This is a genomic window from Pseudomonas sp. MSSRFD41 (genome assembly GCF_014230245.1).
Taxonomy (GTDB): Bacteria; Pseudomonadota; Gammaproteobacteria; order Pseudomonadales; family Pseudomonadaceae; genus Aquipseudomonas; species Aquipseudomonas piscis.
Window position 1 is genome coordinate 127,126 of the sequence record NZ_JACKZK010000011.1, and the last position, 13,757, is coordinate 140,882.

13 protein-coding genes are annotated in these 13,757 nt (G+C 63.2%); 3 read left to right on the forward strand and 10 right to left on the reverse strand.

The window, feature by feature from the left end:
* Positions 1-145: 145 nt before the first annotated feature.
* A complete protein-coding gene (minC, locus tag H7A76_RS18170) occupies positions 146-883 on the reverse strand; it encodes a septum site-determining protein MinC (protein WP_185699763.1) in 738 nt (245 codons plus the stop codon).
* A 121-nt stretch (positions 884-1,004) separates the two neighbouring features.
* Between minC and H7A76_RS18175 the strand changes: the two genes are divergently transcribed.
* Positions 1,005-1,937 carry a lipid A biosynthesis lauroyl acyltransferase gene (locus H7A76_RS18175; protein ID WP_185699764.1) on the forward strand — a complete coding sequence of 311 codons (933 nt, stop codon included), beginning with the start codon at positions 1,005-1,007 and terminating at the stop codon, positions 1,935-1,937.
* A 49-nt stretch (positions 1,938-1,986) separates the two neighbouring features.
* The gene (locus H7A76_RS18180) at positions 1,987-3,159 is read left to right on the forward strand and encodes a patatin-like phospholipase family protein (RefSeq protein WP_185699765.1); all 1,173 of its coding nucleotides are present in this window, start codon (positions 1,987-1,989) and stop codon (positions 3,157-3,159) included.
* 19 nt (positions 3,160-3,178) lie between these two features.
* Here H7A76_RS18180 and H7A76_RS18185 read toward each other — a convergent pair whose 3' ends face one another.
* The 7 genes from H7A76_RS18185 to puuE form a co-directional block, all read right to left on the reverse strand.
* Positions 3,179-4,033 (reverse strand): pirin family protein, encoded by an 855-nt coding sequence (locus H7A76_RS18185; RefSeq protein ID WP_185699766.1) that lies wholly within the window; start codon positions 4,031-4,033, stop codon positions 3,179-3,181.
* Positions 4,034-4,181: 148 nt separating this feature from the next.
* Positions 4,182-4,967 (reverse strand): outer membrane protein OmpK, encoded by a 786-nt coding sequence (locus tag H7A76_RS18190; protein ID WP_185699767.1) that lies wholly within the window; start codon positions 4,965-4,967, stop codon positions 4,182-4,184.
* Between the two features lie 613 nt (positions 4,968-5,580).
* Positions 5,581-6,939, reverse strand: coding sequence for a nucleobase:cation symporter-2 family protein (locus H7A76_RS18195; RefSeq protein ID WP_185699768.1), 1,359 nt, complete (start codon positions 6,937-6,939; stop codon positions 5,581-5,583).
* 172 nt (positions 6,940-7,111) lie between these two features.
* Positions 7,112-8,419 carry a urate hydroxylase PuuD gene (locus H7A76_RS18200; protein ID WP_185699769.1) on the reverse strand — a complete coding sequence of 436 codons (1,308 nt, stop codon included), beginning with the start codon at positions 8,417-8,419 and terminating at the stop codon, positions 7,112-7,114.
* 51 nt (positions 8,420-8,470) lie between these two features.
* Positions 8,471-8,974 carry an ureidoglycolate lyase gene (locus H7A76_RS18205; RefSeq protein WP_022640170.1) on the reverse strand — a complete coding sequence of 168 codons (504 nt, stop codon included), beginning with the start codon at positions 8,972-8,974 and terminating at the stop codon, positions 8,471-8,473.
* Between the two features lie 295 nt (positions 8,975-9,269).
* Positions 9,270-9,785 carry a 2-oxo-4-hydroxy-4-carboxy-5-ureidoimidazoline decarboxylase gene (gene uraD, locus H7A76_RS18210; RefSeq protein ID WP_185699770.1) on the reverse strand — a complete coding sequence of 172 codons (516 nt, stop codon included), beginning with the start codon at positions 9,783-9,785 and terminating at the stop codon, positions 9,270-9,272.
* Complete coding sequence (gene puuE, locus H7A76_RS18215) at positions 9,782-10,708, reverse strand: allantoinase PuuE (RefSeq protein WP_185699771.1); 927 nt, start codon at positions 10,706-10,708, stop codon at positions 9,782-9,784. The genes uraD and puuE overlap by 4 nt, the downstream gene beginning before the upstream one ends.
* A 424-nt stretch (positions 10,709-11,132) precedes the next feature.
* Here puuE and uraH point away from each other — a divergent pair, with 424 nt between their 5' ends.
* Positions 11,133-11,486: a hydroxyisourate hydrolase gene (uraH, locus tag H7A76_RS18220; protein WP_185699772.1), complete on the forward strand. Its 354-nt coding sequence runs from the start codon at positions 11,133-11,135 to the stop codon at positions 11,484-11,486.
* A gap of 163 nt (positions 11,487-11,649) precedes the next feature.
* Here the strand turns inward: uraH and H7A76_RS18225 are convergent, their stop codons facing one another.
* Positions 11,650-12,999: an NCS2 family permease gene (locus H7A76_RS18225; protein ID WP_185699773.1), complete on the reverse strand. Its 1,350-nt coding sequence runs from the start codon at positions 12,997-12,999 to the stop codon at positions 11,650-11,652.
* Positions 13,000-13,278: 279 nt separating this feature from the next.
* Positions 13,279-13,722 (reverse strand): MarR family winged helix-turn-helix transcriptional regulator, encoded by a 444-nt coding sequence (locus H7A76_RS18230; protein ID WP_185699774.1) that lies wholly within the window; start codon positions 13,720-13,722, stop codon positions 13,279-13,281.
* Between the last annotated feature and the right edge of the window lie 35 nt (positions 13,723-13,757).

Below are 13,757 nucleotides of genomic sequence, written 5' to 3' on the forward strand. Positions count from 1 at the left end.
AACTACTGCAGTCGGACAGCCTTGGCTGGAGCTCGGTCAGTGGCAGGGTTTATCTTCGATAAACGCTGCTTATTGCCAATTTCCCACTTCGTTTGAGCCGTATTCGCTACGTTTTAGAGATGCTTGGAAAATGCGGCAGTATCCGTTAAAGACGGATGATGTTCAACACGTCACCCGACAGGCTGACCTGGACTCCAGAGCCCCACAGGGGGTCGCGCCGCAGGTCCTCGGAGACCTTGTACTGGCCGGCGATGGAGATCAGTTCGGCGCTCAGTTGCTGGCAGAAAATCCGTGCCTTGGTGTCGCCCTTGACTCCGGCCAGGGCCCGGCCACGCATCGGGCCGTATACATGGATATTGCCATCGGCGAGAAGTTCCGCGCCGGGGCTGACCGAGGACACCACCACCAGGTCGCCGCCCTGGGCGTAGATCTGCTGGCCACCACGTACTGGCGAGGTGATGATGCGGGTCGGCTTGACCGTGGGTTCAGGGGGCTTTTCCGGCGCCTTGCGCGCTTCGCTTTCCGGCGGCTCCAGTGGCCGTTCCCGGGCTCCGGAAGGCGGCAGCACCGGCAGGTCCACGGCGATCGCCGCGGCGATATCCTCGATGCGGCTGGCGCGGATGGCCAGGGTCCGCAGGCCGTGATGACGGCAGACGCGCATCAGCCCGGGCAGGTCCACCGAGCCCTCGGCGGCCGGCAGCTTGTCCAGGGCCAGTACCAGTGGGGCGTTGCTGAAGAAGTTCGGGGCCTGGGCGACCTTGGCGGCCAGCTGGCGATCGAGACCTTCCAGGTCGTTGCGGGCCAGCTCCAGCACCGTGATGGCGAGCATGCTGCCCTTTAACTGGAAGACAGGATCTTGGTCTAGCAATTCGGTTTGGCTCATGGTCTGCAGGGGGCGGCTTGTCACTAAAAGTGCCGAGACTTATAACGAGAACGCCCGCGGGCCGCAAGCCAGGTCGAACCGTTGTAGAATGCGCGACCTTGTTGTCTGTCCGGAATCTGTAATGGATCGCCCGCGTTTTCGAGCTGCATTCCTTCATCCTCGCTTTTGGCCGCTGTGGCTGGGTCTCGGGGTGTTATGGCTGGTCGTCCAGCTGCCCTATCCTTTATTACTGCTGATCGGTCGTGCCCTGGGGGCCCTGATGTACCGGGTCGCCGGTGAGCGCCGGCGGATCGCCCAGCGCAACCTGGAGCTGTGCTTCCCGGAAAAGTCCGTCCAGGAGCGCAAGCGCCTGCTCAAGGAGAACTTCGCGTCCACCGGCATCGCCTTCTTCGAGATGGCCATGAGCTGGTGGTGGTCCAAGCCGCGCCTGGCCCGCCTGGCCCATGTCGAGGGGCTGGAGCACTTGAGGCAAGCCCAGCGCGAAGGGCAGGGGGTGATCCTCATGGCCCTGCACTTCACCACCCTGGAAATCGGTGCGGCCCTGCTGGGCCAGCAGCACACCATCGATGGCATGTACCGCGAGCACAAGAACCCGCTGTTCGACTTCATCCAGCGCCGTGGCCGTGAGCGACACAACCTCGACTCCCTGGCGGTGGAACGCGAGGACGTACGTGGCATGCTCAAGTTGCTGCGCTCCGGTCGCGCCATCTGGTACGCGCCGGATCAAGACTACGGCGCCAAGCAGAGCCTGTTCGTGCCGCTGTTCGGCATCCAGGCCGCCACGGTCACCGCCACCACCAAGTTCGCCCGCCTGGGCAAGGCGCTGGTGGTACCGTTCACCCAGGAGCGCCTGGCCGATGGCAGCGGTTATCGGCTGGTGATCCATCCGCCGATGACGGACTTCCCCGGCGCCAGCGAAGAAGCGGATTGCCTGCGGATCAACCAGTGGGTAGAAAGCGCGTTGCGTGCCTGCCCCGAGCAATACCTGTGGGCCCACCGGCGTTTCAAGAGCCGTCCGCCAGGCGAGCCCCGGCTTTACCCGAAACGCGGTTGACTCCCCGGCATTGACTAGTGCCCCCAGGCGTCATGGATGGAGTGGATTGATGAGTGCGGTGCAACCGGTCACAGGTTTGATTCTTTCCGGCGGTGGGGCCCGTGCGGCCTACCAGGTGGGGGTGTTGTCGGCGATCGCCGAATTGCTGGGCCCCGGGGCGCGTAATCCGTTCCCGGTGATCGTCGGCACTTCCGCCGGCGCTATCAATGCGGTCAGCCTGGCCAGTGGCGCCAGTAATTTCTCGGCGGCGATCGAGCGCCTGACAACGTTCTGGGGCAACTTCCGCAGTCACCAGGTGATGCGCAGCGATTGGCCGGGAGTGATTCGCCAGGCCAGCCGCTTCGTTGGCCACAGCCTGCTGGGCCTGGGCGCCCAGGTGCCGGTGGCGTTGATCAACAGTTCGCCGCTGCGCGATCTGCTCGACCAGCACATGCAGCTTTCGGGTATCGACGAAGCCATCGCCCTGGGGCAACTGCACGCGGTGGCGGTCACGGCTTTTGGCTACGAGTCCGGCCAGGCGGTGACCTTCTACCAGGGCGGCGGAGTGATAGATCCCTGGCTGCGGCATCGACGGATCGGTCTTCCCACGCGCTTGACGGTGGATCACCTGCTGGCCAGTTCGGCCATTCCACTGCTGTTCGCCCCGGTGAAGCTGGAGCAGGAGTACTTCGGCGACGGTGCGGTGCGCCAGTCGGCGCCCATCAGCCCAGCCTTGCACCTGGGGGCCAGCCGCGTGCTGGTGGTCGGGGTCAGTGGCAACCCACGGGGCAACGACCCGCAGAGCCTCATGCAACGCACCTATACCGGCCAGGAGCCGACCCTGGCCCAGATCGGCGGCCACATGCTCAACAGCACCTTCATCGACAGCCTGGAAAGCGACATCGAACTGCTCGAGCGACTCAATCACTTCACGCGGTTGTTGCCCGGCGGCGCCGGCGAACGTGGCCTGGGCATCGCCCCGGTGGAAGTGCTGGTGATCGCTCCCAGCCAGCCGATCGACGAGATCGCCGCGCGTCACCGCCAGGACTTGCCGGCGGCCTTGCGCCTGTTCCTGCGTGGGCCCGGGGCGACCCGTACCAGTGGGGCCGGGGTGTTGAGCTACCTGCTGTTCGAGGCGGCCTATTGCAGCGAGCTGATCGAACTGGGTCGCAGCGACGCCCTGGCCAAGGCCGGGGAACTGGCGCGTTTCCTCGGTTTGCGCAAAGCAGTGGCTCCGGCCTGAAACCGCTGGCGTCTCATCCTCAGTCGGTCAGGCGGTCATCGCGAAAATCCCGCAAGGCCTGCTCGATCTGCTCCCGGCTATTCATCACGAAAGGGCCGTACTGCACCACCGGTTCTCCCAGGGGCTTGCCGGCGATCAGCAGCACCCGGGCGCCCGCGCGGCTGTCCAGGCGCAGTTCACCTTCGTCGGACAGGCGTACCAGTCGGCTGCTGGCGACGCTCTGCGGGTGCTCCGGCCACTCGATCGACCCTTCATAGACGTACAGCAACACTCGGTGTCCCGCCGGCAGTCGTGGACTGACCGAGGCTCCGGCCGGCAGGTGCAGGTCGAAGTAATGCGGTTCGGTATGGGGGCGTTCCACCGCTCCGGCCAGCTGGCTGTGACCATCGTCGAAGCGCCCGGCGATCACCACCGCCTCGACTCCACCAACCGTGGTCAACCGCGGGAGGTCCTGGGGCTGGATATCGCGATAGGCGGCCGGATCGAGCTTGTGTCGGCCCGGGAGGTTCAGCCACAGCTGGAAGCCGCGCATCACGCCTTGTTCCTGTTCCGGCATCTCGCTGTGGATGATGCCCTTGGCGGCAGTCATCCATTGCACGCCGCCGCTCTGCAGCAGGCCGACGTTGCCCAGGTGGTCTTCATGGCGCATGCGGCCTTCGAGCATGTAGGTCACGGTCTCGAAGCCACGGTGCGGGTGGGGCGGGAAGCCGGCGATGTAGTCGTCGGGGTTCTGTGAGCCGAATTCGTCGAGCATCAGGAACGGATCGAAGCGTTCGACGCCCTGGCCACCGAAGACCCGGGTCAGTTTCACTCCGGCACCGTCGGATGCGGGCTGGCCGCTATGGACGCTGAGTACCTTGCGCAGTTGGGTCATGGAGCAACTCCTGGTCGATAAGTGGAATGAGCGGGATGGTATGCCTGTCTCATCGATCGATGGTTGCGAAATGTGCGCTGGTTTTATCGAATTGGTCGATATTTAGCGTGCTGCCTCCAGCCATCGAAGGCAGCACCCGGGATGCCGCTTAGAAGTGGTACTTGACCAGCAGGCTGGCGGTGTCCTGGTTGGTCTCGAAGGCGCGAGAGTCCTGGACGCCGTACTTGTTCTTCCAGTAGTCGTATTCGAAACCGACGTACAGCTGCTTGGCGCCCCAGTTCAATGCCTTGCCCAGGTCGTACTTGACCTGTGGATTGAAGTGCAGGTTGGCGTGATAGGTGCCCTTGGAATTACGGTCGTTGTCCACGACCCAGTCCATGTAGCCGTCGATCAGGATGTCCGAGTGGCCCACGGGAATGGTGTAGGACCACACCGGGGTGATCTGCCAGACGTTGTCGCCCGGGCGGCTGCCTTCGGTGTGGCGCTGGTAGAAGTTGAGCTGGAAGTAGTCGAAGCCCGGCACCGTCAGGTCGAAACCGGGGCCGACCAGGTAGGACTCGTTGTCGCCTTCGCCGAATTCATAGGTGAAGGCCAGGAGCACATCCTTGATCGGGCCGAATTCCAGCTTCTGGTCGAAGATCTTGCCGAACGAAAGGCGCGGGGTGAACTCGCCATAGTAGGTGTTCGGGCCGACGTTGCCGTCTTTCTTGCCGTTATAGAAGATGCGGTCGAGGAAGAAGAAGTTGTCCCCGTACTTCCAGGCGTCGGCGTGCTCGAAGGTCACGGTCTGCTGGATCTGCGGGTTGATCTTGAAGTCCTTGCCGTACAGGTAGGTCAGGCTGTTGTTCTGCCATTGCAGCAGGTCCCCGGCCATGGCCTGGCTTCCGGCCAGCAGGCCGGCGGCCAGCATCAGGCGTGCGCTCACAGGTTTCATTCGGTTGCTCCCAAAGTAGGTGTTTCAATGTTTTTTGGTCTGGCGCTCTGGTCTGGCGCCTTTTTTCTTTGCTTCGAACGCTGTCCGATCGCTCAGCTCGGCCGTTTTTAACGGCTGCTGTGGCAAGGCCGAAAAAAAGCGAAAGAACCGCCGCCCGGCTGTAGCGATACAGCCGGGAAAGGGTTCTTGTGCATTGATTCCTGCGCCTTGATGTCTGCCTGGGTCGGGATAAATTGGCTTTCAGGTCAGGTTTTTCGTCCGGGCTTTTTTTTACCTCGGAGTTGCGCGGCCGCGGAGAATACTGGCTCCCACGGCGGCGCTCAAGTACAGCGCGGCGCTGTACTTGCAGCCACGCTGGGGCAGGCCGGGCGCCAGGTCTGGCCACCGGCTCGCAACGATGGGGAATGGCAGGGCCATGGCCGCTAGCGGCCTGGCTGCGTGGCGCCCGGGGAATTGGGGCCACTGGGTAACTGCGGGCAGTCTGCATGGTGGTGCTCCCTGGTTGTTATTGTTATCAAGGCGCAGCGGTGCAGGCAGCGCTGGGCCCAGGGTGGGCCGTGGCTGCGATATCGGTTCAGGGCATGCTCGGGCGCCAACCTGGCGCCCGGGTCGTTCAATGCTGGTGCACTTGCCGGTGGCTGTCGGTGGCTCGTTCGGCACCGCCAAGGATGTTGAACAGCAGGTTCAGCAGCAGGGCGCTCAAGGTGGCCATGGCGATGCCGCTGTGGGTGATGGGGCTCATCCACAGCGGCAGGTGGGCGAAGAACTCCGGGCGTACCACCGGGATCAGGCCCATGCCGATGCTCACCGCCACCAGCAATTGGTTGCGCCGGTCGGCGATGTCGGCCTCCTGGAGGATCTTGATCCCGGTGGCCGCCACCATGCCGAACATGGCGATGGCCGCGCCACCCAGGACCGCCGGGGGAATCGACGCCACCAGGAAGGCCGCCTTGGGCAGCAGGCTGAGGACGATCAGCAAGCCGCCGGCGACCATGGTCACGGAACGGCAGCGAACCCCGGTCATCTGTACCAGGCCGATGTTCTGGGCGAACGAGGAATGGGTGAAGGTATTGAGCAAGCCGGCGAAGAACGAGGCCCCGGCATCACACAACAGGCCACGGCGCAGCATGCGCGGCGTGACTTCCTGGCCGGTGATCTTGCCCAGGGCCAGGAACATGCCGGTGGACTCGACGAAGATGATCACCACCACCAGGCACATGGAGAGAATGGGAGCCAGGTTGAATTGCGGCATGCCGAAGTGCAGGGGCGTCACCACCTGTAGCCAGGGCGCCTGGGCCAGTCCGCTGAGGTCGACCATGCCGATCAAGCCGCATAGCAGGTAGCCCAGGCCCATGCCGATCAGCACGGAAATGTTCACCCAGAACCCACGCATGAAGCGGTGGATCAGCAGGATGGTGCCCAGCACCAACCCGGCGACGATGAGGTAGATGGGGGAGCCGAATTGTGCCGAGGTCCCGCCGCCACCAGCCCAGTTCACCGCCACGGGGAACAGCGACAAGCCGATCGAGGTGATCACCGTGCCGGTGACCAGGGGCGGGAAGAAACGCACCACCTTGGACATGAAGGGCGCGATCAGCATGCCGAAGAACCCGGCGGCGATGGTGGCGCCGAAGATACCCGGCAGGCCGATGCCGGGCATGCCGGCCATGGCCACCATACTGCCCACGGCGGCGAAACTGGCGCCCATCATCACCGGCATGCGAATGCCCATGGGGCCGATACCGAAGGACTGGACGATGGTGGCGATGCCGGCCACCAGCAGGTCGGCGTTGATCAGGAAGGCGATTTCTTCACGACTCAGGCCTGCGGCCTGCCCGATGATCAGCGGTACCGCGATTGCGCCGCCATACATCAGCAGGACGTGCTGCAAGCCGACCAGGATCAGTTGCAGGAAAGGCAAGCGCTGAATGGCTGGCGCATCGGGGACGCACTGTTCGGATGAATCGGACATGCAACACCTCGGATCTTTTTTATTCTTGTGATTTAGCCACCGCGCCATTGGCGTAGTGGTATGCAGCAACAGGCAAATCATGATCGGCCGATGGCGAGCCAGCCCGCCCCTACAGAAGCATCGATCCTGTAGACGCGAGCTGCTCGCCGCTGGGCCTGGCGCCAGGCGCTGATCAGTTGGTCTGGGCCCCCTGGGCGATCCAGGCGCCGATCAGTTCACGTTCCTGCTGGGTCATCTGGGTGATGTTGCCCAGGGGCATGATCTGGCTGGCGACCGCCTGGGCCTGGATGCGCGCCGCCTGCAAGCGGATCTGCTCGGGGGTATCGAACATCACCCCGGCGGGCGCGGTGCTGAACAACGGGCTGGTGGGCCTGGCCGAGTGGCAGACCGCGCAACGCTCCTGGATCACGTTGTGGACCTTCTCGAAGCTCGGCCCGGTATTGGCGGCCTGGGTCGGAGCGCTGGCGGCCGGAGCCGGCGCCGAGGCCTGGGTGGCAGGCTTGGCCCCCCCGCCCAGGGCGGTTTCCGGCAGCGGCTGGTACTCGATCTTGGCGGGGGCCTTGGCCACTTCCGGGGTGCCGGGATTGCCGGCCGGGCCGGTGACATAGGCCAGGCAGATCATGCCCAGCGCCGCGACCGGCAGGGTCCAGGCGAATTTGTGGCTGTCATGGCGAGTGTTGAAGTAATGGCGAACCAGCACCGCCGCCACCGCGATACCGGCCAGGATCAACCAGTTGTACTGGCTGCCGTAGGTGCTCGGGAAGTGGTTGCTGATCATGATGAACAGCACCGGCAGGGTGAAGTAGTTGTTGTGTCGCGAACGCAGCAGGCCCTTGGCCGGCAGGACCGGATCCGGCGTCTGGTTGGCCTCGATGGCCGCTACCAGCTGGCGCTGGGCCGGCATGATGATGCGGAACACGTTACCCACCATGATGGTGCCGATGATCGCCCCGGTATGCAGGTAGGCACCTCGGCCGCTGAACACCTGGCTGAAGCCGAAGCAGGCGGCGATGATCAGCACGAACAGCACCAGGCCCAGCAGGGCCGGTTGCTTGCCCAGCGGCGAATCGCACAGGAAGTCGTAGATGAACCAGCCGGCGATCAGCGAACCGACGCCGATGGCGATGCCCTCGCCGCCGCTCAGGGTGCTGCCGGGGGCCAGCAGGTACAGGGTCGGGTTCCAGTAGAACACCAGGCACAGCAGGGCGATCCCCGATATCCAGGTGAAATAGGCTTCCCATTTGAACCAGTGCAGGTTTTCCGGCATCGAGGGGGGGGCCAGCTTGTATTTTTCCAGGTGGTAGATACCGCCGCCGTGGATTGCCCAGAGATCGCCGGACAGGCCGTTCCTGGGGTTGACGCGATTGAGGTTGTTCTCCAGCCAGACGAAGTAGAACGATGCGCCGATCCAGGCCACACCGGTGATCATGTGTATCCAGCGCACGCTCAGGTTGAGCCATTCCAACAGATGTGCTTCCACAGTCTTTACCTCATGCCCGTCACCCTTGTTGTCGGGGGATCAGGCCTTCTCTTATTGGTGGGGGGCGAGGATCAAACGCTCATCCTCTTTGAAGAAATGCTCATCGCAGTTGTTGCCAGAACCACTGCGATCGACCACCAGGAAGTCATCCCGCTTTTCGATCGTCAGCACCGGGTGGTGCCAGACGCCGCGATGGTAGTTGATGCCCTGCCTGCCATTACTGACAAAGGCACGGACGAGACCTGATACAGGTGCATCGCCAAGTGGCGCGACCACGATCAGAAAGGGGTTGCCGAGCAGCGGGATGAAGGCCTGGCTGCCCAGCGGATGGCGTTCCAGCATGCGGATGGTGAGCGGCATCTCCAGCGCGTCGGCGCGGAAGATACTGATGATCGCCCGGTCCTCCGGCTGGGCGGTCTCGACCGTCGCCAGGCGGTGGAAGCGCATGGTCGAACCGTTGTTGATCATGAAGTGATCGCTGCCGTCGGTTTCGATCACGTCTCCGAAGGGGGCGAAGGCTTCCTTGCTCAGGGGCTCAATGGTCAATGTGCGCATGCTGTTCTTCTTGAATTCTCTATGGGTTGCTGTTGGCCATGTCCGGCGCCGCTCACCGAGCGGTTTCAGCCTGCATCCCTGGCGGATGCCCAGGGCTGCTCGCGGCTCGTGTCCGGGAGTCGGTGCGGCGGGATGCGAAGGTGCGGGCCCCGAGGTTCGGCGAGGTTCCGGGCAGCCGGGCATGCACCCTTGCAGGTGGCGGGCTGTGAGCAGGTCATGGCGTGGTTGTTCATTGTTCTTGTCAGCCTTTATCGGTGGTTTTGCCGCGGCAGGCCGGACCTGCCTCGACCACTGGCTACAGCGTCTGCAAGCGGAACAGGGCGATCTTGTTGATCTCCGCCAGGGCGCACTTGAACTCGGTGTCCACCGGGTTGTGGATGCGGGTTTCGAAGGCGGCGAGGATCTGGTGCCGGTTGCTGCCCTTCACCGCCATGATGAAGGGGAACTGGAACTTGGCCTTGTAGGCGTCGTTCAGTTCGGTGAAGCGCTGGAACTCCTCGGCGGTGCACTGATGGATGCCGGCGCCGGCCTGCTCGTTGGTGCTGGCCGCGGTCAGCTCGCCCTGGATCGCGGCCTTGCCGGCCAGGTCCGGGTGGGCGTTGATCAGCGCCAGTTGGGTGGCGTGGTCGGCGCTGAGCAGGATGTCGCTCATGCGTTGGTGCAGGCCCTCGATTTGGTCCACCGAGGCGTCCAGGCCCAGGTCATGGGCCCTTTCGGCTACCCATGGAGAATGCTCGTAGATATCGGCGAAGGCCTCGACGAAGGCGGAGCGATCCAGGGTCGAGGGCTTGAGGGTCCGGAAGGCTGTCATTTCGCCGCTCCCTGGCAAGGGTGGACCTGCTGCCAGTGGCGGGCGATATCCACCCGCCGGGTGAACCACACCTGCTCGTGGCCCTTGACGTACTCGATGAAGCGCTTGAGGGCGGCCAGGCGTGCCGGACGTCCCACCAAGCGGCAGTGCAGGCCGATGGAGAGCATCTTCGGTGCCTCTGCACCCTCGGCATACAAGACGTCGAAGGCGTCCTTGAGGTAGTGGAAGAAGTCATCGCCCTTGTTGAAACCCTGCACCTGGGTGAAGCGCATGTCGTTGGTGTCCAGGGTGTAGGGGATCACCAGGTGCGGCTTGCCGGTGGGGTTGTTGGGTTCCCAGTAGGGCAGGTCGTCGTCGTAGGTATCGCTGTCGTAGAGGAAGCCGCCTTCCTCCATCACCAGGCGCCGGGTGTTCGGGCCGGTGCGCCCGGTGTACCAGCCCAGGGGCCGTTCGCCGGTGATCTCGGTGAGGATGCGAATCGCTTCGAGCATGTGCTCGCGTTCCTGGGCCTCATCCATGTACTGGTAGTCGATCCAGCGGTAGCCGTGGCTGCAGATTTCGTGGCCGGCCTTGACCATGGCGCGGATCACGTCCGGATGGCGCTGGGCGGCCATGGCCACGGCGAAGACGGTCAGCGGGATATCGAATGCCTTGAACAGCTTGAGGATCCGCCAGACGCCGGCACGGCTGCCATATTCGTACAGCGATTCCATGCTCATGTTGCGCTCGCCCTGCAGGGGCTGAGCGGCGACCATTTCCGAGAGGAAGGCTTCGGACTCCTTGTCGCCATGAAGGATGTTGCGCTCGCCGCCTTCTTCGTAATTGAGCACGAAGGACAGGGCGACGCGGGCATTGCCTGGCCAGTGAGGGTGGGGAGGGTTGGAGCCGTAACCGATCAGGTCGCGAGGGTAGTCAGCGCTCACTGCAGTCTTCCTTATTGTTCGTGGTAACTGTGGCGTGGCGGGACCTGAAGCCGGGAAGAGCCAGGTGGGCGTCACTGCGATGGCTTGATTGTATACAAGTTTATAATCGGTTTGTAAGCCCGTTTTTTTGCAAATTTACCCTTTTGTGGCTGCACAATCTCCCTGCAAGAAATCTGCCCAAGCGGTCAGCTTATGAATCGCAAGTCGCCAGGCGGCGTGCTTTGGGCTTGATCGGCGGCCGACCGGCAGTAGCCTTGGAGTGGGCGATGAGTGTAATTATTATTGTGTACAATTTTAGATAAAAGTGTCTTAATCGTGACCTCGCCATGCTCGTTGCCCAGCCGCCGATCATGGCCGCCCTTTCTTTCACTGACTCCGGGAGGCGCGAGGCCTGAAGCTCGATCGCAACAGGCACGCAGAATCAATGGGACGTTTGACTACACACGTTTTGGATGCCGCACACGGCTGCCCTGGCAGCACCATCAAGATCGAGCTGTATCGGGTCGAAGGGGCGCAGTTGGAACCGGTCGCCAGCGCCGTCACCAACAGCGACGGGCGCTGCGACGCACCGCTGCTGCAAGGCGATGACTACCGCAGCGGCGTCTACCAGCTGCACTTCCACGCCGGCGATTACTACCGCGCCCGCGGCGTGCAGTTGCCGGAGCCGGCATTCCTCGATGTGGTGGTGCTGCGTTTCGGCATCAGCGCCGAGCAGGATCACTACCACGTGCCGCTGCTGATTTCGCCCTACAGCTATTCGACCTATCGAGGAAGCTAGGACTTTCCCCCAAGAATCCTGCGCAAATAGCTTTCTTTGGTCCTTGCCCGCCCCACACTGCGGGCTTTTTTTTGCCCGCGACCAGGGCGGGCCGGTGTGTTGCCGGGGCCCTCATGAAAAAGCCCCATCCAGCTGGACGGGGCTTGGTAACAAGGGCCGAGGACTACAGGAACACGAACTTGGCGATGAAAATCGCGCACAGCACGTACAGGCTGATGGAGATTTCCTTGTGCCTGCCGGTGCCGGCCTTGAGCACCACGTAGGTGATGAAACCCAGGGCGATCCCGTCGGCGACGGAAAAGGTCAGGGGCATCATGATCGCGGTGACGATCGCTGGAATGCTGTCGGTGGCTTCTTCCCAGTCGATGTGGGCCATGCCGCCCATCATCAGCATCGCCACGTAGATCAGCGCGCCAGCGGTGGCGTAGGCGGGGATCATCCCGGCCAGCGGGGCGAAGAACATCGCCGCCACGAACAGCACGCCCACGGTGATGGCGGTCAGGCCGGTGCGCCCACCGGCGGCTACGCCCGCGGCGCTTTCCACATAGCTGGTGACCGGTGGTACGCCGACCACCGCGCCGAACACGCTGGAGGTACTGTCGGCCTTGAGCGCCCGGGACAGGTTCTCGATCCGCCCGTCAGGGTTCACCAGGCCAGCGCGCTGGGCCACACCCATCAAGGTGCCGGCGGTATCGAACATGTGCACGAACAGGAACGCCAGGACCACGCTGATCATGCCGACGTTGAACACCCCGGCGACATCCATGGCCATCCAGGTCGGCGCCAGGCTTGGCGGAGGAGAAAGGATGCCGTCGTAGTGCACCAGGCCCAGGCCCCAGCCGGCCAGGGTCACGGCGATGATGCTGATCAGGATCGCGCCGAACACCCGCCGATAGCTGAGCACGGCGATCATCAGGAAGCACACCGCCGCCAGCAGCGGTCCCGGCTCGCGCAGTGAACCCAGCTTGATCAGGGTCGCCGGGCTGTCGACGATGATCCCGGAAGTCTTGAGCCCGATCAGACCGAGAAACAGCCCGACTCCGGCGCCCATGGCGAAGCGCAGGCTGGCCGGGATGCTGTTGAGCAGCCACTCGCGGATCCGCGACAGGGTCAGGATCATGAACAGCACGCCGGAGACGAAGACCGCGCCGAGGGCGGTTTCCCACTGGTAACCCATGGTGCCGACCACGGTGTAGGTGAAGAAAGCGTTGAGCCCCATGCCTGGTGCCAGGCCCACTGGCCAGTTGGCGTACAGGCCCATCAACAGGCAGCCCAGTGCCGCGGCGATGCAGGTGGCGACGAAGGCGGCGCCGTGGTCGATGCCGGCGTCGGCCATGATGTTCGGGTTGACGAAGATGATGTAGGCCATGGTGATGAAGGTCGTCATGCCGGCGATCAGCTCGGTCTTCACCGTGGTGCCATGCAACTTGAGTTTGAAGATGCGCTCCAGCCAGCCGCTGTTCGGCGATGACGAGAGGTTGAGCGGAGAGGCTTCGGATTTGCGGCTTTCCACAGCGAGTACTCCTCAAGAGTTTTATTGTTTTTTCAGAACCGGGCACGCGAGGGTGGGCAGCGGCTCTTTGAGGCAGGTCGGGCGCGTGGGCTTTGTTGACCTCAAGGTCAAGAACTCACAGTTGGCGATTATGCTTTTGTATACAAAGAATGCAAATAATGTTTTTTGGCTTGTGTGCGAAGGCTCTGCCGGGGGGCCGCTATATAGGGCTGGCAGGCAAACGGGGGAGAACAGATGTAGCAGGAGGTGGGCGTCGGGAGTCGCTGCCCACCTTGGGGCTCAGGCGTCGACTGGTTTACCGGCCAGGGCCTGGTTGACCGCCAGCCAGCCATTGACCGCATCTTCACCGGCTTCGGCAAAGGCTCGTTGCAGCAACTTGACCTGCTCGCGGCGCAAGGATTGTTCGAAGCGCGCGCCTTCGGCGGTCAGTTGCAGCAGGCGTTTGCGCTTATCGCAGGCGGGCGCGACGCTGTTCACCAGGTGCATTTCCAATAGTTGGCGCAGGGGAGTGTTCAAGGCCTGCTTGCTGACTCCCAGCAGGGCCAGCAACTCCTTCACGCTCAACTCGGGGTAGCGAGCGATGAAAAACACGATGCGTTGATGGACGCGGCTCAGGCCGCGACGTTCGAGCATTTCGTCGGCCTTGGCGGTAAAGGCCTGGTAGCCGAAGAAGAAGGCTTCCATGGCGATCTGTTGCGAGGACTGCTGTTTCAGGTCAAGCATATTGACGTATCTGCGGGAGTCGGCGTAATTTTCGG